Origin of the sequence: Bacillus sp. JHAA (genome assembly GCF_036961585.1) — a bacterium.
GTDB lineage: Bacteria > Bacillota > Bacilli > Bacillales > Bacillaceae > Bacillus > Bacillus velezensis.
In genome coordinates this window covers 402,192-428,258 of sequence record NZ_JBAMDE010000001.1, presented here as the reverse complement: position 1 = coordinate 428,258, position 26,067 = coordinate 402,192, and the positions used below count along the sequence as shown (strand labels likewise).

Genomic DNA, 26,067 nt, shown 5'->3' with positions numbered 1-26,067 from the left:
TGGATTTATATTCACAATTTTTTTGACAGATGATTGAAGACTGCTGAAAAAGGGTATTGTGATAGCAGGGGAACGATTGTCCGATTCTTCATTTTTTACTATAATCAGATGAGATGAAGAATTCCCGAGGAGGGTTTTTGTGATTACAAAAGCCGTTTTTGCATTATGTTTCCCTTTTATGCTGGTCGTCCTTTTTACGCGCGTCACGTTTAACCACTATGTGGCGATCGCTCTCACAGCCGCACTGCTTTTCGCATCCTATTTAAAGGGTTACACCGAAACGTATTTTATCGTTGGATTGGATGTCGTATCGCTGGTGGCCGGAGGGCTGTACATGGCCAAAAAAGAAGCAGACAAAAAGAAAGACAATGCCTGACATGGTGAATATGAAATAGAATGCCTGCTTTTACGCCATAAAAGCAGGTTTTTTATACAAAAATTGACTTGGTAAAAATAAACCATCGAACTTTAGTTCGTATTTTTAGTGATTTTGCCCGTCATTGTGTTACTATATCAATAGGAAGATTTCGTAAAGAAACGGAGGCTTTTTTGTGAAAGATCGTTTTGAGTTAGTCTCGAAATATCAGCCCCAGGGAGATCAGCCGCAAGCGATTGAGAAGCTTGTCAAAGGAATACAGGAAGGCAGAAAACACCAGACTCTCCTGGGTGCGACAGGGACGGGCAAAACCTTTACCGTGTCCAATCTGATTAAAGAAGTGAATAAACCGACACTGGTCATTGCCCATAACAAAACCCTTGCCGGACAGCTGTACAGCGAGTTTAAGGAGTTTTTCCCGAACAACGCTGTCGAATATTTTGTCAGCTATTACGATTACTATCAGCCGGAGGCGTACGTGCCTCAAACGGATACTTTTATAGAGAAAGACGCAAGCATTAATGATGAAATTGATAAACTGAGACACTCCGCGACATCCTCTCTGTTTGAACGGAGAGATGTCATTATTATCGCGAGTGTGTCATGCATATACGGTCTCGGTTCGCCTGAAGAATACCGGGAGATGGTTGTGTCGCTCAGACCGGAAATGGAAATTGAGCGGAACGAGCTGCTGAGAAAGCTTGTGGATATCCAGTATGCCCGCAATGATATCGACTTTCAGCGCGGGACGTTCCGCGTGCGCGGAGACGTTGTGGAAATCTTCCCGGCTTCCCGTGACGAACATTGTATCAGAGTGGAATTTTTCGGAGATGAAATTGAGCGGATCAGAGAGGTCGACGCTTTGACAGGAGAAATTCTCGGCGACCGTGACCATGTCGCGATTTTCCCGGCTTCCCACTTCGTCACCCGGGCGGAAAAGATGGAAAAAGCGATTCTGAATATTGAACAGGAGCTTGAGGAGCGCTTGAAAGTGATGCACGAAAACGGCAAGCTCCTTGAAGCGCAGCGGCTTGAGCAGCGGACGAGATATGATCTTGAAATGATGCGGGAAATGGGTTTTTGCTCAGGGATCGAGAACTATTCAAGACATTTGACACTCCGTCCGCCGGGCTCTACGCCATATACGCTGCTTGATTATTTTCCGGACGATTTTATGATTGTCGTTGATGAATCACATGTGACGATTCCGCAGGTGCGCGGCATGTTCAACGGTGACCAGGCGAGAAAACAGGTGCTTGTCGATCACGGGTTCCGCCTGCCGTCAGCGCTTGACAACCGTCCGCTCCGATTCGAGGAATTTGAGAAACACATGCACAATATCGTGTACGTGTCGGCGACTCCGGGACCGTATGAAATTGAGCATACGCCGGAAATGATCGAGCAGATCATCAGACCGACGGGACTCCTCGATCCCCTCATTGACGTCCGTCCGATCGAAGGACAGATTGACGATCTGATCGGCGAGATACAGGCGAGGATTGAACGGAATGAACGCGTTCTCGTGACGACTTTAACGAAAAAAATGTCAGAGGATCTGACCGATTATCTCAAGGAAATCGGTATCAAGGTCAATTATCTGCATTCCGAGATTAAGACGCTTGAACGGATTGAAATCATCCGTGACCTCCGCCTCGGAAAACATGATGTGTTAATCGGCATCAACCTGCTGAGGGAAGGGCTTGATATTCCGGAAGTGTCACTTGTCGCCATTCTCGATGCGGATAAAGAAGGCTTCCTCCGTTCTGAACGTTCGCTGATTCAGACGATCGGACGGGCGGCACGAAACGCGGAAGGCCGCGTCATCATGTATGCCGATAAAATCACGAATTCGATGGAGATCGCGATTAATGAAACGAAGCGCCGCCGGGAACAGCAGGAACGCTTTAACGAAATTCACGGCATTACGCCGCAAACGATCAATAAGGAAATCCGCGATGTGATCCGCGCGACGCAGGCCGCTGAGGATAAAGAAGAATATAAAACAAAAGCCGCGCCTAAACTGGCGAAGATGACGAAGAAAGAACGCCAGAAAGTCGTTGAGCAAATGGAGCACGAAATGAAAGAAGCGGCCAGAGCGCTTGATTTCGAGCGGGCGGCAGAGCTTCGTGATTTACTGTTAGAGCTTAAAGCGGAAGGATGATGAACACATGGCAATTGACCGGATCGAGGTGAAAGGCGCAAGGGCGCACAATTTAAAAAACATTGATGTAACGATTCCGCGGGATCAGCTCGTCGTCGTGACGGGGCTGTCCGGATCGGGAAAATCATCCCTTGCCTTTGACACCATTTACGCGGAAGGACAGAGGCGGTATGTTGAATCGCTTTCTGCCTATGCGCGCCAATTTTTAGGGCAGATGGATAAGCCGGACGTTGATGCGATCGAAGGGCTTTCTCCGGCGATCAGCATTGACCAGAAAACGACAAGCCGCAATCCGCGGTCAACCGTCGGAACGGTAACGGAGATTTATGATTATCTCCGGCTGCTGTACGCGAGAGTCGGGAAACCGCACTGCCCGGAGCACGGCATTGAAATTACGTCGCAAACGATTGAACAGATGGTTGACCGGATTCTTGAATATCCTGAGCGGACGAAGCTTCAAGTGCTTGCGCCGATCATCTCAGGCAGAAAAGGCGCCCATGTCAAAGTGCTTGACCAAATCAGAAAGCAAGGTTACGTAAGGGTGCGGATTGACGGAGAAATGGCCGAGCTTTCCGACGATATTGAACTTGAAAAAAACAAAAAGCATTCCATTGAAGTCGTCATTGACCGGATCGTTGTCAAGGAAGGGGTTGCCGCCCGGCTTTCCGACTCGCTGGAAACCGCGCTCCGCTTAGGGGAAGGCCGTGTCATGATAGATGTCATCGGTCAGGAGGAGCTGATGTTCAGCGAGCATCACGCCTGTCCGCTGTGCGGTTTTTCTATCGGAGAGCTTGAACCCCGGCTGTTTTCGTTTAACAGCCCGTTCGGCGCCTGTCCGACTTGCGACGGTCTCGGTTTGAAGCTGGAAGTGGACCCTGAGCTCGTCATCCCCAATCCCGAGCTGTCATTAAAGGAACACGCCATCGCGCCGTGGACGCCGATCAGTTCACAATATTATCCGCAGCTGCTTCAGGCGGTCTGCCGCCATTACGGCATTGATATGGAGACTCCGGTCAAAGACCTGCCGAAGCATCAGCTTGATAAAGTGCTGTACGGCAGCGGCAATGAACGGATTTACTTTAAATACGAGAATGATTTCGGACAAGTGCGCGAAAATGAAATTGAATTTGAAGGTGTGCTGCGTAATATTGAGAGACGGTATAAAGAGACAAGCTCCGATTATATCCGTGAACAGATGGAGCAGTACATGTCACAGAAATCGTGCCCGACGTGCAAAGGCTACCGGCTGAAGAAAGAAGCGCTTGCCGTTCTGGTCAACGGGCGTCATATCGGGACCATTACGGAGCTTTCCGTCGGCGATGCGCTGGAATTTTTCAAAAACCTGACGCTGTCTGAGAAAGATATGCAGATTGCCGATTTAATTTTAAGAGAGATTGTGGAACGGCTCAGCTTCTTAGATAAAGTCGGTCTTGATTACCTGACGCTGAGCCGGGCGGCGGGAACGCTGTCAGGCGGAGAAGCCCAGCGCATCAGGCTTGCGACGCAGATCGGCTCCCGTTTGTCAGGCGTCCTGTATATTCTTGATGAGCCGTCCATCGGCCTTCACCAGCGTGACAATGACCGTCTGATCAGCGCGCTGAAAAACATGAGGGATCTCGGCAACACACTGATTGTCGTGGAGCATGATGAGGATACGATGATGGCTGCCGATTATTTGATAGATATCGGTCCGGGCGCCGGCATTCACGGCGGCCGCGTCATATCGGCGGGGACGCCTGAAGAAGTGATGAATGATGCGGACTCTCTGACCGGACGCTATTTGTCAGGGGCTCAATTCATCCCGATGCCTCCGGAGAGAAGAAAGCCTGACGGCCGGTTCATTGAAATCAAAGGCGCTTCAGAAAACAACCTGAAAAAAGCGAACGCCAAATTCCCGCTCGGCACTTTTACGGCGGTGACAGGTGTGTCCGGTTCCGGAAAAAGCACGCTTGTGAATGAAATTCTGCATAAGGCGCTTGCGCAAAAGCTTCATAAAGCCAAAGCGAAACCGGGAAGCCATAAAGAAATCAAAGGCCTTGACCACCTTGATAAGGTGATCGACATCGACCAGGCGCCGATCGGCCGGACACCGAGATCAAATCCGGCAACTTATACGGGCGTGTTTGATGATATCCGCGATGTATTCGCGCAGACAAATGAAGCAAAGGTGCGCGGCTATAAAAAAGGCCGGTTCAGTTTTAATGTAAAAGGCGGGCGCTGTGAGGCCTGCCGCGGCGACGGCATCATCAAAATTGAGATGCACTTCCTTCCTGACGTGTACGTTCCGTGTGAAGTGTGCCACGGCAAACGTTACAACCGGGAGACGCTGGAGGTCACATACAAAGGAAAAAGCATTTCTGACGTTCTGGATATGACGGTGGAAGATGCTCTGTCTTTCTTTGAAAATATCCCGAAAATCAAACGCAAGCTTCAAACGCTTGCCGATGTCGGACTCGGGTATGTGACGCTCGGTCAGCCGGCAACGACGCTGTCAGGCGGAGAAGCGCAGCGCGTCAAGCTTGCTTCCGAATTGCATAAGCGTTCCACAGGCCGGACGCTGTATATTCTGGACGAACCGACGACAGGCCTCCACGTTGATGATATCGCAAGGCTATTGGTTGTGCTTCAAAGACTCGTCGATAACGGTGATACCGTTTTGGTCATTGAACACAATCTCGACATCATTAAAACGGCGGACTACATCGTAGACCTGGGACCTGAAGGCGGAGCGGGCGGCGGCACGATCGTAGCCTCCGGGACGCCTGAAGAAGTTGTCGAAGTGAAAGAATCATATACGGGCCGCTATCTGAAACCGGTAATGGAACGTGATAAAAAACGGATGAAAACATTGCTGGCTGAAAAAGAAACGGCAGCCACATAATAGATCAATAAAAACAGCCCAAAACTCACCGGTTTTGGGCTGTTGTGTTACAGGCTTTTTTCTGTTGGGGAAGCTGTTTGCTTAAATGCATTAAGTCCTGCAGAATATGGGTGCTGCTGCTGTCCAGCAGCACTTTTATATATTGGATATCATGGGAAATGGGAAGAGGGGCTGCTTTGATCTGTTCCAATTCAGCCAGCATTTCGCTGTTCATTCTTTTCTGTTCGCGAATTAAATTTCGCAGACTCTCTTCCATTACTTGGGCGTTTTCGGGATCTTTCTCCATTTGTATGTCCTCCTTGCATACGGTCAGGCTTTGTTACATATTGTAATCGGTTCGGGGAAAAGATTCTATAGTGAAATCTCTGAAATCAAAAATTACGTATAACGAAGCATGTCCTTAGCATGAAAATGAAACCCGCCCATTCGTCATACGTATGTATAAGGAAGGGTTTTTACATCAAGGCACAGGGAGTGTTTTTATTGAACCGAAATCAAGCGATTATCGCATCAATCTGTTATTTCAGCGTGTTTCTCGCGCCGCTCATTCTTCCGATTGTGGCTTACTTTGTCGTCGATGAAAAAGAGACGAAGCGGCATGCCATGCGCGCTCTGATTTCCCATATCATTCCGTTTGCGGGATTGCTGATTGTGACCGCGGGTGTTGTCGGCGGATTGATTACGGCTCAGGGGGAGAGTATGGTGCCCGTTTTTGTTATGATAACAGGAGCAGCTGTTTATTTTCTGATCCTCATCGGAATGGTCATTTGGAATATCGTGCAGGGGATTAAGGTGTTACGCCAGGTGTAAGAAAAGTCGGGGGAGGAGTTTTGTATGAAACAGGAGAAAGAACGGATTTTAAAGCTTGTGGAAGACGGCATGCTGACGGCGCAGGAAGCACTGACGCTCATTGAAAAACTGGATCATGAATATAAAGAAAAAGAAGAGCAGATCACCGCATTATCTGCGGAGGTCCAGGAACCTGCGGAAGATTTCGAAAGCGGGGCAAAAGGAAGCCAAAAGCCGTCGCTCGGGGCGAAGCTGTTCGACTGGATTGATTCTGCAGTCAAAAAAGTGAAGGAAGCGGATCTTGATCTGAATTTCGGCCACGCACACGAAGTGCAGCATATTTTTCAATTTAAAGACAGTGAATTCTCGGCCATTGATATGCAGATCGCAAACGGCAGCGTCAATATCGTGCCGTGGGCGGATGAAGATATCAGAGCGGAGTGCCAGGCGAAAGTGTACCGGGCGGACAGTCAGGAGGCGGCGCGCACCGCATTTCTTCAGCACATTGAGTGTGAAGTGAAGGGCAATAAGTTTTTTGTCCGCACGGAAAAGAAAACGATGAAAACCAATGTCACGCTTTATGTTCCCCAGAAAGAGTACGATAAGATAAGAGTGAAGCTGTTTAACGGACCGATCAGAGGGGAACATTTACATGTAAAAGAATTCTCGGCGAAAACGACAAACGGCGTTCTGTCATTCTCTCATTTGACGGCTGATAAAGCGTCGGCGGAAACGGCTAACGGACAAATCAAGCTGGCCGGACATCAATGCGGCGCGATTGAAGCGGAAACGATCAACGGCTTGATTGATTTGCGCGGATCGAGTGAATCCATTGACGTTCAAAGCTTTAACGGCAATATCATGCTTACCGTGACAGCGCCGCACTGCCGCTCCATCTACACGAAAACGACGACCGGAAACGTGGATATCGCTCTGCCTGATGATTCGGCGGTGAAAGCGGAGCTGAAAAGCAATCTCGGCTCTCTCAGCCATGAGCTGATTGATGCGGAAATTTTAAAGGAAAAGAATGATACCATTCAAAAAGAACTGATGCTGGCATCAAATCAAGGCCATGATCAGCATCTCTCGATTTTCTCAGAATCGTTAACAGGAGCCATCAAGCTCAAGCATACTCAGAGGTGATTGGATGAAAAGACTTTATCGTTCAGAAAAAAACCGTAAAATCGCCGGCGTCGTCGGCGGTTTGGCGGAGTACGTCAATATGGATGCGTCGCTTTTACGCATTATCACCGTTGTATTAGCGCTTGTCACGAGCGGAATCGTGCCTATTGTATATATTATCTGGTGTTTTGTTGTACCTTTAGAAGGAGATTTGAAATAAATGATCAAATGGGCAGTCAGCATTTTAGTAAATGCTTTATTATTAATCGTTATCGCGGGATATTTTGATTCCGTCCATATCAGCAGTATCGGAGCGGCTGTCATCGCCAGTGTGATTCTTTCTGTGTTAAATGTACTGATCAAGCCGATCATCGTCATATTGACATTGCCCGTCACGGTTGTGACCCTCGGCCTCTTTCTGTTTGTCATCAACGCCATTACGTTAATGATGACCGCAGCCTTGATGGGAGACAGCTTTCAGATTGATGGGTTCGGCACCGCCATTTGGGCATCCGTCGTGCTGTCCGTTTTCCACTTGCTGATCCAAAAAGGCATATTGGAGCCGCTTAGAAAAAGGTAAAAAACGAGCTGTCCCGAGAGGGCAGCTTTTTTATGTGTGATTTACATAAGCGGCAGCCTCCTGACGCAACATAATGTATAGGGAGGTAATGAGATGAAACTTGTGATGACGCTCTTTTTTCTGATTGGTTTGCTTTGTGTGAGTCCTTCTGCGGATGCGGCGCGCAAAGAATCGGCAATCCCCGTGAATCAGCAGGAATTCGGACAGCCGCCTCATTACATACCGCTTCTGGAGAATCCTCCCCAAATCGAAGTAAAGGCGGAAATGAAAAGAAACCTGTTCATACAGGCTCATGTACGGAATGCTGACTATCAAGCGTTTTCGGCGTTTCTTTTTTATAAACAAAGCAATGAGCTGGGGTTTAAAATGGTGCCGATGGAGCCCGCGCCAGGCGCAATCCGGCTGTTTACGGCCCAGGTTTCAAAACGGGATATCTGGAATGGAGAATTGGAATATTACCTCGTTTTCACCAACGGCAGACAGCGGGCGGAATCGGAGAAAAAGCGGCTGAAGCTGGACGGCTATCAAGCCGATTTGAATCATATTCCCGAGCTGATGATTACGGAGCTTGCGGTTGATACGAAAAATGAAGACGGCGCTGATGCCTATGAATTTATCGAGGTGTATAACACGACGGACAGGCCCATTCATTTTAAAGACTATCACATCCGCTACCGCTATCCGAAGGAAGGGCCGGAATCAGACATGATATGGAGGCCGAAAGAAGATACCGTCATTCCGTCAGGCGGGACTTACGTGTTTTGGCTGAGGCGCGCCGCATCAGAACTGACGATAGATGATTTCAACCGCTATTACGGGACACGCCTGAAGGAGGGAAAACATCTCGCCGTCATCGAAGGGACGGACGGAATGTCCAACGGCCGCCCGCGTACGGTGGTGCTGTCGGCAAATACCGGAAAGGGTATCGCCTCAGCGCATTACCGGAAGCACGCTTTCCGCCGGCTGACTTCTTTGCTGTACAAATATCCGCTGAACGGAACGGGAGAATTGCTGAAGATCTCCACGAGCGAGCATAAGCCGTCACCGGGCTCTGTTTTTCAGGCGCAGATCCCGCAGCAGAAAAGGGTGATAAAACCCGACAAGGAAAAACCGGTCATCGAAGACCTTACAGACAGAAAGCCCGTCCGGCCCGCTGAAAGCATTGAATTAAAGGCTGACATAAAAGACAAAAACCTTGTCAAAACAGCCGCGTTTTATTACCGGACCAATGAGAAAAAACCATTCAAACGAATTCTGGCCGAAAAAGACCGCAACGACAGCTTATACCATCACATTCTTTATTCCCCGGAACTGCTCGGCCAGGATCAGCTTGAGTATTATATCGCAGCCAGTGATGGAGAAAATGAAGCAAAAACGCCCGTCAAGATGATTGACATTGAACAGACGAGCAAATCACACGGACTCAGAATGAATGTTGAACCCGAAGATACGATATCCGGCACCTATCTGCTCAAAGCGACTTCCGACGTCAGCGCCGATAAGATCAAGCTGTGGATTGACGGCAAGCGGCAGGAGACCCGGCCGGCGCTGGAAAAAGAGGTCTATTTCGCCTTCGATGCCCGGAAAACGAATCTTTATTTTCAAAACACCGTCATAATGGAAAATGAGGTGCTGCACATTTTTGACGATCCGTCTCACCGCTACAGAACGCACTCGGTTCTCCTTCCGGAACGTCTGCTGCAAAAAGGGGGCAAAACGCAGAAAGTATCCATCCGTTCGGGCTCAAAGGTTTCTCCGTATGACACAGGAGAGAATCGGGATGATTTTGTCGTGAAACATGCCCGTCTGGTGCTTTCGGACGGAACGGTGATCAAAGACGGGAAGACGGATCCGGCTGAGCAGCTGTTTATCGGTGACGGCAGGCGGGCGAATCAGCAGAAGACCTTCTCATTCAGCCTGCCGGATCATTTGTTTACGTCACGGCTGCTGCCGTGGAACACGGCGAAGCTTTCTGAAGGCTATCACCATATTTTTGTTAGCGACGGTGAGGAGCAGCTGAGCCAATCTGTGCGGGTGGACAATACGGGGCCGAAGATTGTCCCGGGTATCAAAGAAGGCGCGGCGCTGAAAGGTAATGTTGAGCTGAATGCGGACATCCGTGACAAATGGAGCAAAGTGGAAGAGGTCAAAGCGTTTTTGGACGGAGAAAGCATTACGCTCCCGCATCACACGTCATCAGCCGATCTCAAGCCCGGAAAACATACCCTTACCATTATTGCGGCAGACCTTGCCGGAAATGAAACAAGGTCCGTCCGCACCTTCCATATCAAACGGGAGGAGCCGAACCAGCCGGAGCTTGCCGATCAAAAAATCGGCGCCCACAAAGCAAAGCTGTCCGTCCGGGTAAAAGACCCGACGAAGGATGACATGAATGTATCATTTTATCGCGGCTTCCGTTATACCGCGCGGAATCCGGGCAGCGTGAAAGTGTATAAACACGCCTCATTAACGGAACCGCCGAGGGGCATAAAAGAAAATGAAATGCCGTTTACCCTGCCGGAAATGAACCGCATCTCGGCAAATGACGGAAAAACCGTTTCGGCGGAAAGTATGGAGCGTTTTCCTTATCACCGGTTCGAAGTCTCCGTTGACCCGTCTATCGACGAAACGGATCTGGCCGAGGCGGTCTGGAAAGGAAGCTCTCTGCCCGGCCGAAAGGTAACCATGTATATTTGGAATTACCGGACAAGCCGCTGGCAGGAGGCGGACAGCGTTCTTGCCAAAGATAAAAAGCCGTTTACATTAAAAGCAGCCGTTTCCGCAGTGGATGTGGTGAAGAACTCAAAAATGAATGTCATCGTGCAGGATCAAATACCGGCGAAAGGCAATTACACGTTTGTCTGGATGTCGGATACACAGTATTACGCACAAGGGCACCCGCACATTTTTGACAAAATGACGGAGTGGATCAAAGAAAATAAGGAAAAGCACAATATTAAATATGTCTTTCATACCGGTGATATCGTCGATGATTCAATGGTGATGAAACAGTGGAAAAACGCCGATCACTCCATGCGGACGCTTGACAAGGCGGGAATTCCGTACGGAGTGCTTGCAGGCAATCACGACGTCGGCCATAAAGACGGCACATACCGAACATTCGGGGATTTCTTCGGGAGCCGCCGGTTTGAACAGAACATGCATTACGGCGGATCATACAAAAATAACCGCGGGCATTATGATCTGCTGTCGGCAAGCGGGAACGATTTTATTATGATTTATATGGGCTGGGGCATTGCGGAACAAGAGATTGACTGGATCAATCAAGTGCTGAAGAGGTATCCGGACCGAACCGCCATCTTATGCTTTCATGAGTACTTGCTTGTGAGCGGAAATCGAAGCCCGATCGGGGAGACGATCTATCGAAAAGTCGTCAAGCCGAATCGCAATGTGGCGATGGTATTAAGCGGCCATTACCATAACGCCATGAAAAAAACCGATGCGCTTGACGATGACAGGGACGGAAAACCGGACCGCCTCGTCCACCAGATTCTGACCGACTACCAGGACGGTCCGGAAGGGGGGCAGGGCTTTATGCGCATGATGCAATTCGATCAGGCCGCCAATCAGGTTCACATGTTCTCCTACTCGCCGTACACGGATGACATCAATTACTATGACACCGATCTGTTCGCTGATAAAGACGAATTCTCAGCAGAAATGGATTTACAGCCGAAGAGGAAAAGGGTAGCGACCGATTATTTTGAATGCAACGTCTATACGAACGAACTGCTCGGTCATAAAAAACACGTAAAAAGCGGAAAAACCGCAAATTGGGTCTGGGACGGCCTGCAGCCTGATTCCGTTTATTACTGGTACACCGTTGTTAAGGACCCTTACAACGGCAAAACAATATCACCGCTGTGGATGTTCAGAACGGGAAATACGCCGTATCGCCCGGCTCCGGATCAGTTTGATTTCAGGCATGCCTCAAACCCATAACGAAAACATACAGCCTGCTGATCGCTCAGAAGAAAATCTGACGGTCAGCAGGATTTTTTCTGTGCGTAAATGGCGGCGCCCTGCTGTGATAAGTGCTTTTGACTTTTTTATGTCCCTTTTCTATACTAAAATCGATTGGTTTTCGTAATATGCAGGAGGAAACATAATGAACAGTAAAACCGGGACAAAAGAAAGAATTATTCAAACCTCTGCATATCTTTTTCAGATTCAGGGATACCATGCGACTGGTTTGAATCAAATTATAAAAGAGAGCGGAGCACCCAGGGGGTCTGTGTATCATCACTTTCCAAACGGAAAAGCAGAACTCGCCATTGCGGCGATCAAATATACGGGAAGATGCGTTGAAAAGCAAATACAGAATAGTATGTCTCAATTCGCGGACCCTGTAGAAGCGATTCAGCACTTTATTCATGTAACGGCTGAACAGTTTAATGATCCGCAGAATATTGAGGGCGTGCCGGTTGGATTGCTGGCGGGTGAGACCGCTCTGATCAATGAAACGTTAAGATGCACATGTGTTGAGGTGTTCAAGAAGTGGACGGATGTGTTTGCGGCAAAATTTCTTGAGCATGGGTTTGAACAAGAGGAAGCGGAGAAGCTCGGGGTGACAATCAACTCGATGATTGAAGGCGCAATCATGTTTTCACTGGCTCATAAAAACAAAGAACCGCTGCTGCTGATTTCAAAGCAGGTTCCGTATATTGTCCAAAACAGAGGGTAGCATTTTATTACTCTTTTCTTTATAAAAATAGATACCAGAACCCCAGCCTCTCCGTTTTGACAGAGTCATAGAGAATATTCCCCGGCTTGATTTGAAAATGGCAGATCAAAAAAACATCTCCAACCCGTAACGGTTGGAGATGTTTCATTTCACCCTGTCCATATAGTGCACGAATGTGTAGCGGTCGCCTCTGTAGGCGGATTTGACGTGCTCAAAGGCAGTGCCGTCCTGCAGATAAGTGGTCCGCTTGATATAGAGGACGGGGGCGCCGGGCTGGATACCGAGCAGCTCAGCTTCTTCCTCGGAAGCGGCTCCCGGTTCAAGCTCTTGTTTTGCCCGTGAGATCGGCATCTGATTGTACGCTTCAATATGCTCATACATGGATGATTGAAAATGGGAGGCGTCCAGTTTTCCCGCCTTGTCAAACGGGATGTACGAGGCCTCAATCGCCATCGGGATATCATTTGCCAGCCGGACGCGGATGATTTTATGAAGCGTTGCCGGATAGCCGCATCCCAGGATAGAAGATAATTCTTCCGTCGCCTGAATCAGCTGGTATTCGGCAAGTCTGCTCCCCGGCTTCATGCCCCGGCTTCTCATATCTTCCGTAAAGCTTGTCAGCCCTTGAAGCGGCTGTTCCATCTTCAGTTTGCTGACGAACGTTCCCCGGCCTTTCTGCCTGTATAAAAATCCTTCATTCACCAGATTGGAAAGCGCCTGGCGGACCGTCATTCGGCTGATGCCGAATTGTTCGGCGTATTCCCGCTCCGACGGAAGCAGCGCATCCGCTTTCAGCTCGCCGTTTTTGATTTGTGTTTTTAATTGTTCCATAATCTGAAAGTAAATCGGAATCGGAGATTGTTTATCAATCTGCATAGGTCAAATCCTTTCAATCGCCGCCCGCAGCCTTTTCATCAATCAAGACCGTCACATCCGGATGCGCGTGCAGGGCGGAGGCGGGGAATGCTTCGCTGATGCGCCCGTCCAGAAGCTGCTTCACCGCTTGGGCCTTGCTTTTTCCGGATGCCATGATCAAAATCCGTTTGCCGGACAAAATCGTCCCGATCCCCATTGTCAGGGCTTTTACAGGGACTTGATCAATTGACGGAAAGTACCGCGCATTCGCCTGTCTTGTCTCTTCATTCAGCTCAACGACATGGGTTCGGGATTCAAATGGCGTCCCGGGTTCATTAAAGCCGATATGGCCGTTGTGTCCGATGCCTAAAAGCTGTATATCCGCTCCGCCGAGTGTTTGAATCAATCGGTCATATCGTCCGCATTCGGCATCAAGATCGTCTGCCCGTCCGTCAGGGAGAAAGTGGCGGTCCTTTCGGCTGTCGATATGTGCAAAAAAATGTGTATTCATATAATAATGATAGCTGTTTTTGTCCTCAGGAGAAAGCCCGGCGTATTCATCAAGGTTGATCGTCGTGACATTTCGGAATGACAAGCCTTCTGAGCGGTGCATCCGCACAAGTTCTTTATATACGCCTTCAGGAGTGCCTCCCGTCGCAAGGCCGAGAACGGCATCCGGCTTTTGTTTCACTGTTTCAGCGATAATCGATGCGGCTTTTTCACTTAATTCTTCATAATGTCTGCATGTGATAACGTTCATGTCCAATCAGCCTCCCTTGAGATATATGCGGTGTTTCCGCGGCAAATCGTGGCCAGCACGCCGCACTGTCCGTCCGTCAGAACAACGTCGGCGTCTTTTCCTTCGGCGATGCTTCCTTTACGGTCGAATATTCCGAGGCGGCGGGCCGCATTTGCCGATGTCATATTTGCTATATCCAGCCATGAGCAGTTTGTAAACCTGCGCATGAGCGCCGCGCCTTCATTCATTTTTAAAATGGAACCGGCCAGCGTCCCGTCAGAGAGAAGCGCCGTGTCCCCGCGAACGGTGACTTTTTGTCCGCCGAATTCGTATTCTCCGTCCTTAAGCCCTTTTGCCCGCATGGAGTCTGTAATCATGATCAGGTTTTTGCTTCCTTTCGCCAAATAGGCAAGCTTTACAGCCAAAGGATGGGAATGAATGCCGTCGGTGATCAGCTCCGCCGTGATGCGGCCGCAGGCGAGAGCCGTACCGATGCCCCCCGGCTCACGATGATGAAAGGAGCTCATGGCGTTGAAGAGGTGCGTCATATGCACCGCCCCGGCATCCGCCGCTTTTTGTAAAAGCTCGGCTCCCGCGTCTGTGTGTCCCATTGAAGGGATGATGTTTTGGTCTTTTAAATAACGGATCAGGCTGAAATCAGGATCTTCTTCCGGCGCAAGCGTCACGATTTTGATCAGCCCTCCCGAGAGCCGCTCCCATTTCTGAAAGAGCCCGGCATCAGCAGGAGTAATCCATTGTTTCGGCTGTGCTCCCGCCTTTTTCGGAGAGACAAACGGTCCTTCTAAATGAATGCCGATCAACTCAGCGCCTTTTTGGGCCTGCGGTGAGGAAGACGTCCATTCTTTGGCGTTGACGAGCGCTTTTTCAATGTTTTCGTGCCGTTGTGTGATCGTTGTCGCTAGAAAAGAGGTTGTTCCTTCTTCGGGCAGCCGGGCGGACATTGTATCAAGAGCTGCAACATCAGCATCCATCGTATCCGCGCCGTATCCGCCGTGAATATGAATATCAATCATTCCGGGAAGCGCATATGAACCCTCGGGCGCCTTCCATTCCTTCTCATACGTTTCTTGCGGTCTTGTTTTCCCCGCGTAAGAAATGATGCCGTTCTTTATACCAAGAAATCCGTTTCGGATGATTTCTTCTTCTGTTACGATGTCCGCACCGCTGATTAACAAGCTTTCAGCCACTTTAAAACACGCCTTTCTGGTTAGTTGTTAGTTTTATTTTACTCTTTTTCAGACTAGTTATCTAGACCAGTTATGCCGGAATTGTATAAATCTGTTTTGGTTCAGACGGTAAAGTGATAAAATATAACTGTTCAAAGCTCGGAACATCCCAGAACAGGAGGAACATATCTTGGCAAAGGTTCGGACCAAAGACGTAATGGAGCAGTTCCATTTAGAATTGATCAGCGGAGAAGAAGGGATTAACCGCCCGATTACGATGAGTGATTTATCACGGCCCGGTATTGAAATCGCCGGTTATTTTACATATTACCCGAGAGAACGGGTGCAGCTTTTAGGAAAAACGGAGCTGTCATTTTTCGATCAGCTTCCCGAGGAAGATAAGAAACAGCGGATGAAATCGCTGTGCACCGATGTGACGCCGGCTATCATACTTTCCAGAGATATGCCGATCCCGCCGGAGCTTGTAGAAGCTTCCGAGCAAAACGGCGTGCCTGTGCTCAGATCCCCTCTGAAAACAACCAGGCTGTCAAGCAGGCTGACGAATTTTCTTGAGAGCCGTCTCGCGCCGACAACGGCCATTCACGGCGTGCTTGTGGATATATACGGCGTCGGCGTGCTCATTACGGGAAAAAGCGGCGTCGGTAAAAGTGAAACGGCGCTGGAGCTTGTCAAACGAGGCCATCGTCTTGTCGCGGATGACTGCGTTGAAATCCGGCAGGAGGATCAGGATACCCTTGTCGGGAACGCGCCTGATCTGATTGAGCATCTGCTCGAAATCAGGGGGCTCGGCATTATAAATGTCATGACGCTGTTCGGAGCGGGCGCCGTCAGAAGCAATAAAAGAATTACAATCGTCATGGACCTTGAGCTTTGGGAGCAAGGGAAACAATACGACCGTCTCGGACTTGAAGAAGAAAAAATGAAAATCATTGATACGGAAATTACAAAACTGACCATTCCTGTCCGCCCGGGGCGGAATCTCGCCGTTATTATCGAAGTTGCGGCGATGAACTTCAGATTGAAGCGGATGGGCTTAAATGCTGCCGAGCAATTTACGAATAAGCTGGCGGATGTCATTGAGGACGGCGAACAAGACGAATAGGAGTTGGCAATGATATGAACGAAGCAGGAACACCAATCAATCCGATTGCCTTTCAGCTCGGGCCATTATCCGTGCACTGGTACGGAATCATTATCGGCGCGGGCGCGTTATTAGGGCTTTGGATGGCCATGAGGGAGAGTGAAAAGCGGGGGCTGAAAAAGGACATTTTTATTGATCTTGTTCTTTTCGCCATCCCGATCGCAATCATTTGCGCAAGGGCATATTATGTGCTTTTCGAGTGGAGCTATTACTCGGAACACCCCGGGGAAATCATTAAAATTTGGAAAGGCGGCATCGCGATTCACGGCGGATTAATCGGCGCGATCGCGACGGGAATCGTCTTTTCAAAAGTAAGAGGCATCTCATTCTGGAAGCTGGCGGATATTGCCGCGCCGAGTATTCTGCTCGGCCAGGCCATCGGGCGCTGGGGAAACTTTATCAACCAAGAGGCTCACGGTGAAGCGGTCAGCCGGTCATTTTTGGAAAGTCTGCATCTTCCGGATTTCATCATTAATCAGATGTACATAGACGGACAATATTATCACCCGACGTTTTTGTATGAATCGCTGTGGAGTTTTGCGGGCGTCGTGATTCTGCTTCTGCTCCGCCGCGTGAACCTGCGCAGGGGCAATCTATTTTTGACGTATGTGATCTGGTATTCGATCGGCAGATACTTTATTGAGGGAATGCGGACGGACAGCCTGATGCTTACGAGCCAGCTTCGGATCGCGCAGGTCATTTCCATTGTGCTGATTGTACTTGCGATTATTTTAATGATTTTCAGACGCATGAAGGGGTATGCCGATAAGCGGTATGCCGACACGGACTGACGCCTGAAATCGGAAAGGACATAAGATGACTGATAAACGTGTAACCGCCATTTTATTTGATCTCGACGGCACGCTGATTGACACGAATGAACTGATTATCGCTTCTTATCTTCATACGCTTGATCATTATTGCCCGGGGCAGTTCAAAAGGGAAGATGTGCTTCCGTTTATCGGCCCGCCTCTGTATGAAACGTTTTCAGGCATTAATGCTGAAAAGTGCGATGAGATGATCAGCATGTACAGAGCATTCAACCATGAAAAGCACGATGAGCTCGTCACGGAGTACGAAACGGTTTATGAAACGCTGGATGAATTGAAAAAAGCGGGATATCAGCTCGGGATTGTCACCACGAAGCTGAGGGATACAGTCAATATGGGATTGAAGCTGACAGGCATCGGGGCGTTTTTCGATACTGTCGTCACGCTTGATGATGTAAAGCATCCGAAGCCTGACCCCGAGCCTGTGCGGCTTGCTCTCAGCCGGCTTGGGTGCGATCCGTCGGAAGCCATAATGGTCGGTGACAATTATCACGATGTCATGGCGGGAAAAAACGCCGGCACGAAAACAGCCGGCGTCGCGTGGACGATTAAAGGCGCACAGACGCTTTCCGCCTATGAACCCGATTATATGCTCGAGAAAATGAGTGATTTATTGCACATCACCGGAGTGAAGTAATCCGTGAGAAAAACAGACCGCCATCCGGTTTCAGGTGCAAATTCATTGTGGCATGTTTATCAGACGGTTCCCTTTCTGAAGGTGATGAAAAATTTCATCATCATTCAGATCGCAAGGTATACGCCGTTTTTAAGCGTGAAAAACTGGCTGTACCGAACCTTTTTGAAAATGAATGTCGGAAAACAGACGTCATTCGCGCTGATGGTGATGCCGGATATCATGTTTCCCGAAAAAATCACTGTCGGAAAAAACAGTATCATCGGCTACAATACGACGATTTTGGCTCATGAATATTTAATACATGAGTACCGGACCGGTTTTGTCACAATCGGTGACGAGGTAATGATCGGGGCAAACACAACGATTCTGCCCGGCGTCACCATCGGGAGCGGAGCCGTTGTATCAGCCGGCACGCTGGTGCACAAAGATGTCCCGGCCGGGGCGTTTGTCGGAGGAAATCCGATGCAGGTGATCTATACGGACGAAGAAATGAAAGAACGAATGGGAAAACCCCGCTGATTAACGTCAGCGGGGTTTTTTTATGACTTGATCACAATGGCCTGGCTGCCCATCTGCTTCCAGGCTTTTTCAAAGTCAGACCGATCTGTTTTTCTGTTTTTATAGCCGTAAGGATCATTGACGTATACATAATCGTGATCATAACCGGTGACGGCTACGCTATGCATGCTGAACGTAACGTCGATCTTTCCGTTCGGCGTATTCCAAGTCTGCATATTATCAACCGGCTTAAAGGATGTGGTGGTAATCACCCAGACCGGCCGCCCTTTTTCAAGCTGGCGGTACACTGAAGAAATGTCTTTTCCCGTCAGATCGTATACTTTGTTTCCCGCATATTCTTTGGCAAGTTTATCAATCGGCTCATGATAAACGCCTAAACCCGGGCCGTTTTCCATATCTCCGGCAAATCCTTCATTCGGATCTCCCTTCAGCCCGCTGCTGTATGTGAGCGGAACTTTATTGATTTTATCCGCCAATGTATTTTTTGACACATGATATCCGGCATTGTTCAAAATCATGGCAAGGCTTGTCACCTCACAGCCATTGTACAGTCTGGGAGAATCCATCTGTCTGTACAGAACGACATTCAGCGGTGACGCGCTCCCTTTTAACGGTGTTTTCTCATCAGGCTCGTCGGACTGCTGATTGAAAAAATTCAAATGAATATCGTTTGTATAGATGTTATATCCCAGATAGACAAGGACGGCTGTCAGAATCAGCACACATAATGTTCCAAGCGTCTTCATTATCAATTCTTCTCCCTTGTTTCTGTTGAAGCTATTCTATGTATTATAGCACTTCTGCTCAATATGATTCGATCGTTCCGATATGTTTACAGGTTTGTTCATTCTTTAGCCATGTTTATGGAAAAGAATAGGCGGACATTGGGCGTTGCAATTCATTCTTTTATCTGCTAACATATTATCATATTAGCGAACTAAAGGATTTGGAATTTTCCTTCAGACAAAGCGGAGGTGTAAAAGGCAAATGTTTATGTTTGAGAAACCGCATGGCATGAGAGATACGCTGCCCGGTTTATACGAAGCCAAGAAAAAAGTCCGTTCCACACTGACGGATTTAATTGATAAATGGGGTTATCAGTTTATGGAGACGCCGACCCTTGAATTTTATGAAACAGTAGGCGTCCAGTCAGCCATTGAAGAACAGCAGCTGTTTAAGCTTCTCGATCAGGACGGGAAAACGCTTGTGCTTCGGCCTGATATGACCGGACCGATTGCCAGGGTGGCGGCGTCTAAGCTGCACAAACACAATCATCCGCTCAGAGCGGGGTACGCGGCAAGCGTCTACCGCGCTCAGGAGCGGGAAGGCGGACGTCCGGCAGAATTCGAACAGGTAGGCGCGGAGCTGATCGGCGACGGATCAACAAGCGCGGACGCCGAGGTGATTGCGCTGGCGGCCGGCGCTTTGAAAAACGCGGGATTGCACCGGTTTAAAATCGCGATCGGCCATGCCGGACTCGCTGATGAGCTGTTTGTCGAGGTTCTGGGCAATGCTGAGCGGGCGGATGTTCTGCGGCGCTTTCTCTTTGAGAAGAATTACGTGGGATACAGGGAACATGTCAAATCGCTTCCGCTTTCTTCAATAGACAAAAGCCGGCTGCTCGCACTTCTGGAATTGCGAGGCGGGAAAGAGATATGCGCCAAAGCGGAGGAGATCATCGGCATCTCCGGACAAAGCTTGATTCAGGAGCTGGAAGACCTGTGGGACATTCTTGAGGATTACGGATGTGCCGAGCATATTCGCCTTGATCTGAATATGGTAAGCCATATGAGTTATTACACGGGAATTTTATTCGAAGTGTATGCGGCAAATGTCGGTTTTGTCATCGGAAGCGGCGGACGCTATAACAATCTTCTCGGCCATTTCGGCAGTCCCGCTCCCGCCACGGGTTTCGGGCTCCGTATCGACAGGCTGATTGAAGCGCTCGGCATCCAGGAAGAAACTAGTGAAGCGGATGCCGTGATTTTCAGCAAGGAGCAACGGGCGCAGGCCATTTTATTCGCGGAGGAAGAAAGGGCGAGAGGCAGAAAAGTCGTCCTGCAGGATCTGGCGGGCATTGAAAATATCGATCATATGACAAAATCATTCGCAAACGTCACATACTTTATCGGTGCCAGAAAGGAAGAGCAGAATGGGTAAGGTACTCACAATGGCAATGCCAAAAGGACGGATATTCGAAGAAGCGGCCGGGTTGCTGCGGCAGGCCGGGTACAGGCTGCCCGAGGAGTTTGAAGAATCGAGAAAGCTGATCATTGACGTTCCTGAAGAAAATCTCCGCTTTATTCTGGCAAAGCCGATGGATGTCACGACTTATGTCGAGCATGGCGTCGCTGATGCCGGTATTGCCGGAAAGGATGTCATGCTTGAGGAAGAGCGTGACGTGTATGAGGTGCTCGATCTGAAAATCAGCAAATGCCATCTCGCCGTTGCGGGGCTTCCCGGAGCGGATTGGAACGGAGTCGCCCCGAGGATTGCGACGAAATATCCGAATGTTGCGTCAAGTTATTTCAGAGAGCAGGGCGAGCAGGTGGAAATCATTAAGCTGAACGGTTCGATTGAATTGGCGCCTTTAATCGGGCTTGCTGACAGAATCGTAGATATCGTATCAACCGGGCGGACATTAAAAGAAAACGGTCTCGTTGAATCAGAACATATTTGTGACATCACATCGCGTTTTATCGTCAATCCGGTCAGCTACCGTATGAAGGATGATGTAATCGACGAAATGGCGGCCAGGTTGGCCAGGGTTGTGGAAGGAGAAACGGCACAATGAAAATAACCGCAGTAAAAAGAAGCGAGCGGTTCTCACTGAAGCGTTCCATCGACAGCGGAACCGAAGAGCAGCGGAAAACCGTCAGGGGGATTATTGAAGACGTCAGACAAAACGGTGACAAAGCCGTTTTGGCCTATACAAAAACATTTGACGGCATCAGCCTGAACCAAATGGCCGTGAGTGCAGAGGAAGTCACCGAGGCGTACCGTCTGCTTGATGATCAGCTGCTGGAAGTGATCAGACAGGCGATTGCCAATATTAAAGAATATCACGAACGCCAGCTGCAATCCTCGTGGTTTTACCATCGCAAAGACGGCTCGATGCTCGGGCAGAAAATAACGGCGCTCGATTCCGCGGGCGTATACGTGCCGGGCGGGACGGCCGCTTATCCGTCTTCCGTTTTAATGAATGTCATCCCCGCTCTCGCTGCGGGAGTGGAACGGATCGTTCTCGTCAGTCCTCCGGGAAAAGACGGCCGCCTTTCGCCGGGCGTTCTGGCGGCGGCGTCTGAGCTCGGCATAAAGGAAATTTACAAAGCGGGAGGCGCGCAGGCGATTGCCGCGCTCGCTTACGGAACCGAAACGATACAGCCTGTTGATAAGATCACGGGTCCCGGCAATATATTTGTAGCACTCGCGAAGCGCGAAGTCTTCGGCGTTGTGGATATTGACATGATTGCCGGGCCCAGTGAAATCGTGGTCCTTGCAGACGATACGGCGGTGCCCAAAGAAGTCGCCGCTGACCTGCTTTCACAGGCCGAACACGATACGCTCAGCTCAAGCGTGCTTGTCACCGACTCACGGAAGCTTGCCGAAGCCGTATCAGATGAGGTGGATAAACAGCTTCAGACCCTGCCGCGCAAAGAAATCGCCGAAGCGTCGATCAAGGATCACGGCCGCATTTATATCGCGGAATCGATGGAAGATGCAGTGGACACGGTGAATGCGCTGGCGCCCGAGCATTTAGAAATCATGACGCATTCGCCGGAGGCTTTGCTTGGAAGCATCAGACACGCGGGGGCGATTTTCTTAGGGCGATACAGCGCTGAACCGGTCGGCGATTATTTTGCCGGATCGAATCACGTTTTGCCGACAAACGGAACGGCGCGGTTTTCAAGCCCGTTGAATGTAACAGATTTTCAAAAGAAATCGAGCATCATCTCATACAGCCGGAAGGCATTTGAAACGCACGCGGACAGCATTTCCGCCTTCGCGAGACTGGAAGGGCTTGAAGCGCACGCAAGATCGATTGAAGCGAGAAACGGAGGAATGACCGATGAGAAAAGCGGAACGCGCCAGAACAACAAATGAGACCGATATTAAGCTGGCTTTCGAAATAGACGGAGAAGGAAAAGCCGACATCAGCACGGATGTGCCGTTTATGACTCATATGCTTGATTTGTTCACAAAGCACGGGCAATTCAATTTAACTGTTGACGCAAAAGGCGATACGGAGATAGATGATCACCACACGACTGAAGACATCGGCATCTGCTTAGGGCAGGCTTTTTTGGAGGCGCTCGGTGATAAAAAAGGGATCAAACGGTACGGATCAGCGCTAGTACCGATGGACGAAGCGCTCGCCCAAGTCGCCGTAGACCTGAGCAACCGGCCGCACCTTGAGATGCGCGGTGCATTTCCGCAAGCGAAAGTCGGAACGTTTGATACCGAGCTGGTACATGAATTCCTATGGAAACTGGCGCTGGAAGCGAGAATGAATCTGCACGTCATCGTTCATTACGGCACGAATACGCATCATATGATAGAAGCCGTGTTTAAGGCGCTTGGCAGAGCGCTTGATGAAGCGTCATCCATTGATCCGCGCGTCAAGGGTGTGCCGTCTACGAAAGGAATGCTGTAAATGATCGGTGTAATTGATTACGGTATGGGCAATTTATTCAGCGTGTCGAAGGCGCTGGAACGCGTCGGTGTCCCGTATGTCGTATCAGACCGGCCGGAAGAGCTTGAAAAAGCGGATGCTTTTATTCTCCCCGGTGTCGGATCATTCAGTGACGCCATGGACAATTTACGCAGCGCAAAGCTTGATCAATTCATACACCGTATGGTTGACGAGGGTAAGCTGCTCCTCGGCATCTGCCTCGGCATGCAGCTCATTTTCGAAGAAAGCACCGAAAACGGCTCTGCAAAAGGACTCGGTTTATTAGCCGGAAAAGCTGTGAGACTCAAAGACAGAGATGCCGAAGGAAACAAGCTGAAGGTGCCGCATATGGGCTGGAACCGGCTGACGTTTCACCAAACGTCTCCTTTGCTTTCGGAAGCGGAAGAAGGCTTCGTTTACTTTGTCCATTCCTATTATATAGACGGGATGGAAGACGGCGATCTTCTGGCAAGCGCTGAGCACGGCGTTCGTGTTCCGGCCGTCGTCGGGAAACGCAATGTCTTCGGTGCACAGTTCCACCCGGAAAAAAGCGGTACGGCCGGAATGGCGATCTTAACGCAATTTACAAAAATGGCAGCGGAACAGAAGGTGAAGAAATGAACGCTTTTACATTATATCCGGCAATCGATATGAGAAACGGCAAATGCGTCCGCCTCATCCAAGGCGATTACGGCAAGGAAACGATATACGGTGACTCTCCTTTAGACATGGCGGCGCAATTTGCAAACGAAGGTGCCGAATGGATTCATCTCGTGGACCTTGACGGCGCGAAAGCAGGCAGGAAAGTAAACGACAGGCATGTTCTTGACATTGCGCGGCAGCTTGATGCCAAAGTCGAGATCGGCGGCGGGATCCGTTCTGAAGCGGATGTGTACGGTTATTTATCACAAGGTGTTGATCGCGTTATTCTCGGCAGCTCGGCCGTTTCCGATCCGGCATTTGTGAAGAGCATGCTGAAACAATACGGCGGCAAAATCGCGATCGGTCTTGATGCAAGGAACGGATATGTCTCGACGGAAGGCTGGCTGGAAACATCCTCGGTAAGAGCGGCCGATCTGGGCCGTGAATTGGCGGCCGAAGGAGCGGAAACCTTCATTTTCACGGATATTGCAACTGACGGCATGCTGTCAGGACCGAACATCGAAAGCACCGTTCAGCTCGCAAAAGCAACGGGAAAAACCGTCATCGCTTCAGGCGGAGTCAGCTCAGTCGCCGACCTCAAAGCACTGGCCCGCTTCAAAGACGCCGGCGTATCGGGAGCGATTATCGGAAAAGCGCTGTATACAAAACAATTTACATTGGCTGAAGCGCTCAGCGGGGTGAAGGACGCATGATCACGAAACGAATCATTCCGTGTCTCGATGTGAAAGAAGGCCGCGTCGTCAAAGGCATTCAATTTCTCGGGCTGAAAGATGCGGGCGATCCTGTCGAGCTGGCCGAAGCTTACGACAGGGAGGGCGCTGACGAACTTGTTTTTCTCGACATTTCCGCCTCTCACGAAGGCCGCAAGACGATGACAGACGTCGTAGAACAGGTTGCGGCAAAACTGGCGATTCCGTTTACGGTCGGCGGCGGAATTAATCAATTAAGCGATATGAAACGAATGCTTCGCGCCGGCGCTGATAAAGTATCCGTTAATACAGCGGCCGTTCTCCGCCCCGAGCTGATTACGGAAGGAGCGGATTTTTTCGGCTCGCAATGCATCGTAGCGGCGATTGACGCAAAGTATGACGAAGATTCGAATTGCTATAAAGTGTACACACACGGCGGCAGACAGAAAACCGAGTGGGAAGTCACGGCCTGGGCAAAAGAAGCCGTCAGCCGGGGAGCGGGTGAAATCCTGCTGACAAGCATGGACGCAGACGGTGAGAAAACAGGCTTTAATCATACGCTCACACAGCTTGTCACACGTGCCGTCCCGGTGCCCGTCATTGCGTCAGGGGGAGCCGGAAGCGCGCGCCATATGCTTGAAGCCTTCACGATCGGTGAAGCGGACGCCGCGCTTGCAGCTTCCATTTTCCATTACAAAGAGACATCTATAAAAGAAGTGAAAGATTATATGAAGAAACACGGGGTGAATGTGAGATGAAACGGGCAGATGAACTGCGGTTTGACGAGGCCGGACTGATTCCCGCCATCGTGCAGGATGCGGCAAGCAAAGAAGTACTGACACTGGCTTATATGAATCGTGAATCCTACGAAAAAACGATAGAAACGAAAGAAACCTGGTTTTACAGCCGTTCACGCGGGGAGCTGTGGCATAAAGGAGCGACATCGGGGAATACCCAAAAGGTGAAAGCCATCCGCTATGATTGCGATCAAGATGCCCTCATCGTGCTTGCGGAGCCCTCAGGACCCGCATGCCATAAGGGAAGCTACAGCTGCTTTTCTCCGGAAAAAGCGGATGCGCAGGATCGTTTCGGCATCTTAAATGAACTGGAAAGCGTAATCGCCAAACGGCAGGCGGAGATGCCTGACGGAGCCTACACAACGTATCTGTTTCGGGAAGGCGTCGATAAAATCCTCAAAAAAGTCGGCGAAGAAGCCGCAGAGGTTATTATCGCCGCGAAAAACCGCGACCAAGAAGAATTAAAATGGGAAGCGGCGGATTTGCTGTATCATTTGCTCGTTCTTCTGCGTGAGCAGTCGCTTCCTTTGGACGACGTGCTTGACGTCCTTGCGAAACGCCATTCAGCATCTGAGTAAAACAAACCTCACGGAGAGATCCGTGAGGTTTTTAATCTGTCAAACTTAAACATTCAATTAAATATTCCTTATTTCCGCAACCGGAGGCAGATGAATTTGATAATATTGACTAATAGAGTTTATTT

26 protein-coding genes are annotated in these 26,067 nt (G+C 49.6%); 21 read left to right on the top strand and 5 right to left on the bottom strand.

Annotated elements, in window-relative coordinates; all coding sequences use genetic code 11:
- Positions 1-139 precede the first annotated feature (139 nt).
- From V7728_RS02190 to uvrA, 3 genes are all read left to right on the top strand, one after another.
- On the top strand, positions 140-376 hold the full coding sequence (locus V7728_RS02190; protein ID WP_003151438.1) for a CsbA family protein: 237 nt from the start codon (positions 140-142) through the stop codon (positions 374-376).
- Positions 377-551: 175 nt separating this feature from the next.
- On the top strand, positions 552-2,537 hold the full coding sequence (uvrB, locus tag V7728_RS02185; protein ID WP_003151439.1) for an excinuclease ABC subunit UvrB: 1,986 nt from the start codon (positions 552-554) through the stop codon (positions 2,535-2,537).
- Between the two features lie 7 nt (positions 2,538-2,544).
- Positions 2,545-5,418, top strand: coding sequence for an excinuclease ABC subunit UvrA (gene uvrA / locus V7728_RS02180; protein WP_020954334.1), 2,874 nt, complete (start codon positions 2,545-2,547; stop codon positions 5,416-5,418).
- 25 nt (positions 5,419-5,443) lie between these two features.
- Here the strand turns inward: uvrA and V7728_RS02175 are convergent, their stop codons facing one another.
- Positions 5,444-5,704, bottom strand: a complete 261-nt coding sequence (locus V7728_RS02175; RefSeq protein WP_099567120.1) for a hypothetical protein — start codon at positions 5,702-5,704, stop codon at positions 5,444-5,446.
- 197 nt (positions 5,705-5,901) lie between these two features.
- Between V7728_RS02175 and V7728_RS02170 the strand changes: the two genes are divergently transcribed.
- The 6 genes from V7728_RS02170 to V7728_RS02145 all read left to right on the top strand — a co-directional run bounded on the left by V7728_RS02170 (position 5,902) and on the right by V7728_RS02145 (position 12,614).
- The gene (locus V7728_RS02170) at positions 5,902-6,228 is read left to right on the top strand and encodes a hypothetical protein (protein WP_003151444.1); all 327 of its coding nucleotides are present in this window, start codon (positions 5,902-5,904) and stop codon (positions 6,226-6,228) included.
- Positions 6,229-6,252: 24 nt separating this feature from the next.
- Positions 6,253-7,350 carry a DUF4097 family beta strand repeat-containing protein gene (locus V7728_RS02165; RefSeq protein ID WP_007614045.1) on the top strand — a complete coding sequence of 366 codons (1,098 nt, stop codon included), beginning with the start codon at positions 6,253-6,255 and terminating at the stop codon, positions 7,348-7,350.
- 4 nt (positions 7,351-7,354) lie between these two features.
- Positions 7,355-7,549 carry a PspC domain-containing protein gene (locus V7728_RS02160; RefSeq protein WP_007407447.1) on the top strand — a complete coding sequence of 65 codons (195 nt, stop codon included), beginning with the start codon at positions 7,355-7,357 and terminating at the stop codon, positions 7,547-7,549.
- Positions 7,550-7,909, top strand: a complete 360-nt coding sequence (locus V7728_RS02155) for a phage holin family protein (protein WP_007407446.1) — start codon at positions 7,550-7,552, stop codon at positions 7,907-7,909.
- Between the two features lie 93 nt (positions 7,910-8,002).
- Positions 8,003-11,872: a metallophosphoesterase gene (locus tag V7728_RS02150; protein WP_082998329.1), complete on the top strand. Its 3,870-nt coding sequence runs from the start codon at positions 8,003-8,005 to the stop codon at positions 11,870-11,872.
- Positions 11,873-12,038: 166 nt separating this feature from the next.
- Positions 12,039-12,614 carry a TetR/AcrR family transcriptional regulator gene (locus V7728_RS02145; RefSeq protein ID WP_029973519.1) on the top strand — a complete coding sequence of 192 codons (576 nt, stop codon included), beginning with the start codon at positions 12,039-12,041 and terminating at the stop codon, positions 12,612-12,614.
- Positions 12,615-12,758: 144 nt separating this feature from the next.
- Here the strand turns inward: V7728_RS02145 and V7728_RS02140 are convergent, their stop codons facing one another.
- From V7728_RS02140 to nagA, 3 genes are read right to left on the bottom strand one after another with little or no spacing between them, the layout of a single operon-like run.
- On the bottom strand, positions 12,759-13,490 hold the full coding sequence (locus V7728_RS02140) for a GntR family transcriptional regulator (protein WP_012118554.1): 732 nt from the start codon (positions 13,488-13,490) through the stop codon (positions 12,759-12,761).
- Between the two features lie 13 nt (positions 13,491-13,503).
- Entirely contained in the window at positions 13,504-14,229 is a 726-nt protein-coding gene (nagB, locus tag V7728_RS02135) for a glucosamine-6-phosphate deaminase (RefSeq protein WP_012118553.1), read from the bottom strand.
- Positions 14,226-15,416: an N-acetylglucosamine-6-phosphate deacetylase gene (gene nagA, locus V7728_RS02130; protein WP_082998330.1), complete on the bottom strand. Its 1,191-nt coding sequence runs from the start codon at positions 15,414-15,416 to the stop codon at positions 14,226-14,228. Before nagA ends, nagB begins: the two co-directional genes overlap by 4 nt.
- Positions 15,417-15,585: 169 nt before the next feature.
- On the opposite strand from nagA, the gene hprK reads away from it, so the two are divergent.
- The 4 genes from hprK to V7728_RS02110 are packed head-to-tail and all read left to right on the top strand — an operon-like array spanning position 15,586 to position 18,543.
- Positions 15,586-16,518 (top strand): HPr(Ser) kinase/phosphatase, encoded by a 933-nt coding sequence (hprK, locus tag V7728_RS02125; RefSeq protein WP_003151456.1) that lies wholly within the window; start codon positions 15,586-15,588, stop codon positions 16,516-16,518.
- 14 nt (positions 16,519-16,532) lie between these two features.
- Positions 16,533-17,348 (top strand): prolipoprotein diacylglyceryl transferase, encoded by an 816-nt coding sequence (gene lgt / locus V7728_RS02120; RefSeq protein WP_012118551.1) that lies wholly within the window; start codon positions 16,533-16,535, stop codon positions 17,346-17,348.
- Between the two features lie 25 nt (positions 17,349-17,373).
- A complete protein-coding gene (gene ppaX / locus V7728_RS02115; protein ID WP_012118550.1) occupies positions 17,374-18,024 on the top strand; it encodes a pyrophosphatase PpaX in 651 nt (216 codons plus the stop codon).
- Between the two features lie 3 nt (positions 18,025-18,027).
- Positions 18,028-18,543: an acyltransferase gene (locus tag V7728_RS02110; RefSeq protein WP_012118549.1), complete on the top strand. Its 516-nt coding sequence runs from the start codon at positions 18,028-18,030 to the stop codon at positions 18,541-18,543.
- Between the two features lie 20 nt (positions 18,544-18,563).
- On the opposite strand, the gene V7728_RS02105 is transcribed toward V7728_RS02110, so the two are convergent.
- Positions 18,564-19,289 carry a C39 family peptidase gene (locus V7728_RS02105; RefSeq protein WP_012118548.1) on the bottom strand — a complete coding sequence of 242 codons (726 nt, stop codon included), beginning with the start codon at positions 19,287-19,289 and terminating at the stop codon, positions 18,564-18,566.
- A 241-nt stretch (positions 19,290-19,530) separates the two neighbouring features.
- On the opposite strand from V7728_RS02105, the gene V7728_RS02100 reads away from it, so the two are divergent.
- Genes V7728_RS02100 through hisIE form a run of 8 tightly spaced genes read left to right on the top strand, consistent with a single transcriptional unit; the run spans position 19,531 to position 25,942 of the window.
- On the top strand, positions 19,531-20,703 hold the full coding sequence (locus tag V7728_RS02100; RefSeq protein WP_007407436.1) for an ATP phosphoribosyltransferase regulatory subunit: 1,173 nt from the start codon (positions 19,531-19,533) through the stop codon (positions 20,701-20,703).
- Positions 20,696-21,337: an ATP phosphoribosyltransferase gene (hisG, locus tag V7728_RS02095; RefSeq protein ID WP_012118547.1), complete on the top strand. Its 642-nt coding sequence runs from the start codon at positions 20,696-20,698 to the stop codon at positions 21,335-21,337. The genes V7728_RS02100 and hisG overlap by 8 nt, the downstream gene beginning before the upstream one ends.
- Positions 21,334-22,647 carry a histidinol dehydrogenase gene (hisD, locus tag V7728_RS02090; RefSeq protein WP_099567119.1) on the top strand — a complete coding sequence of 438 codons (1,314 nt, stop codon included), beginning with the start codon at positions 21,334-21,336 and terminating at the stop codon, positions 22,645-22,647. The genes hisG and hisD overlap by 4 nt, the downstream gene beginning before the upstream one ends.
- Positions 22,613-23,197 carry an imidazoleglycerol-phosphate dehydratase HisB gene (gene hisB / locus V7728_RS02085; RefSeq protein WP_015240671.1) on the top strand — a complete coding sequence of 195 codons (585 nt, stop codon included), beginning with the start codon at positions 22,613-22,615 and terminating at the stop codon, positions 23,195-23,197. The genes hisD and hisB overlap by 35 nt, the downstream gene beginning before the upstream one ends.
- Complete coding sequence (gene hisH, locus V7728_RS02080) at positions 23,198-23,836, top strand: imidazole glycerol phosphate synthase subunit HisH (protein WP_099567118.1); 639 nt, start codon at positions 23,198-23,200, stop codon at positions 23,834-23,836.
- Entirely contained in the window at positions 23,833-24,570 is a 738-nt protein-coding gene (hisA, locus tag V7728_RS02075; RefSeq protein ID WP_020956401.1) for a 1-(5-phosphoribosyl)-5-[(5-phosphoribosylamino)methylideneamino]imidazole-4-carboxamide isomerase, read from the top strand. Before hisH ends, hisA begins: the two co-directional genes overlap by 4 nt.
- On the top strand, positions 24,567-25,325 hold the full coding sequence (hisF, locus tag V7728_RS02070) for an imidazole glycerol phosphate synthase subunit HisF (protein ID WP_099567117.1): 759 nt from the start codon (positions 24,567-24,569) through the stop codon (positions 25,323-25,325). The genes hisA and hisF overlap by 4 nt, the downstream gene beginning before the upstream one ends.
- On the top strand, positions 25,322-25,942 hold the full coding sequence (gene hisIE / locus V7728_RS02065; RefSeq protein ID WP_025285339.1) for a bifunctional phosphoribosyl-AMP cyclohydrolase/phosphoribosyl-ATP diphosphatase HisIE: 621 nt from the start codon (positions 25,322-25,324) through the stop codon (positions 25,940-25,942). The genes hisF and hisIE overlap by 4 nt, the downstream gene beginning before the upstream one ends.
- Positions 25,943-26,067 lie beyond the last annotated feature (125 nt).

What these genes read in the sequence shown, in the direction of transcription:
- ppaX (WP_012118550.1), top strand. Translation starts at nt 17,374, where the DNA reads ATGACTGATAAACGTGTAACCGCCATTTTATTTGATCTCGACGGCACG.
- V7728_RS02150 (WP_082998329.1), top strand. Translation starts at nt 8,003, where the DNA reads ATGAAACTTGTGATGACGCTCTTTTTTCTGATTGGTTTGCTTTGTGTG.
- V7728_RS02155 (WP_007407446.1), top strand. Translation starts at nt 7,550, where the DNA reads ATGATCAAATGGGCAGTCAGCATTTTAGTAAATGCTTTATTATTAATC.
- hisF (WP_099567117.1), top strand. Translation starts at nt 24,567, where the DNA reads ATGATCACGAAACGAATCATTCCGTGTCTCGATGTGAAAGAAGGCCGC.
- V7728_RS02165 (WP_007614045.1), top strand. Translation starts at nt 6,253, where the DNA reads ATGAAACAGGAGAAAGAACGGATTTTAAAGCTTGTGGAAGACGGCATG.
- nagB (WP_012118553.1), bottom strand. Translation starts at nt 14,229, where the DNA reads ATGAACGTTATCACATGCAGACATTATGAAGAATTAAGTGAAAAAGCC.
- hisD (WP_099567119.1), top strand. Translation starts at nt 21,334, where the DNA reads ATGAAAATAACCGCAGTAAAAAGAAGCGAGCGGTTCTCACTGAAGCGT.
- V7728_RS02160 (WP_007407447.1), top strand. Translation starts at nt 7,355, where the DNA reads ATGAAAAGACTTTATCGTTCAGAAAAAAACCGTAAAATCGCCGGCGTC.
- uvrA (WP_020954334.1), top strand. Translation starts at nt 2,545, where the DNA reads ATGGCAATTGACCGGATCGAGGTGAAAGGCGCAAGGGCGCACAATTTA.
- V7728_RS02105 (WP_012118548.1), bottom strand. Translation starts at nt 19,289, where the DNA reads ATGAAGACGCTTGGAACATTATGTGTGCTGATTCTGACAGCCGTCCTT.
- hisA (WP_020956401.1), top strand. Translation starts at nt 23,833, where the DNA reads ATGAACGCTTTTACATTATATCCGGCAATCGATATGAGAAACGGCAAA.
- V7728_RS02145 (WP_029973519.1), top strand. Translation starts at nt 12,039, where the DNA reads ATGAACAGTAAAACCGGGACAAAAGAAAGAATTATTCAAACCTCTGCA.
- hisH (WP_099567118.1), top strand. Translation starts at nt 23,198, where the DNA reads ATGATCGGTGTAATTGATTACGGTATGGGCAATTTATTCAGCGTGTCG.
- hisIE (WP_025285339.1), top strand. Translation starts at nt 25,322, where the DNA reads ATGAAACGGGCAGATGAACTGCGGTTTGACGAGGCCGGACTGATTCCC.
- V7728_RS02100 (WP_007407436.1), top strand. Translation starts at nt 19,531, where the DNA reads ATGTTTATGTTTGAGAAACCGCATGGCATGAGAGATACGCTGCCCGGT.
- lgt (WP_012118551.1), top strand. Translation starts at nt 16,533, where the DNA reads ATGAACGAAGCAGGAACACCAATCAATCCGATTGCCTTTCAGCTCGGG.
- hisG (WP_012118547.1), top strand. Translation starts at nt 20,696, where the DNA reads ATGGGTAAGGTACTCACAATGGCAATGCCAAAAGGACGGATATTCGAA.
- V7728_RS02140 (WP_012118554.1), bottom strand. Translation starts at nt 13,490, where the DNA reads ATGCAGATTGATAAACAATCTCCGATTCCGATTTACTTTCAGATTATG.
- V7728_RS02175 (WP_099567120.1), bottom strand. Translation starts at nt 5,704, where the DNA reads ATGGAGAAAGATCCCGAAAACGCCCAAGTAATGGAAGAGAGTCTGCGA.
- hisB (WP_015240671.1), top strand. Translation starts at nt 22,613, where the DNA reads ATGAGAAAAGCGGAACGCGCCAGAACAACAAATGAGACCGATATTAAG.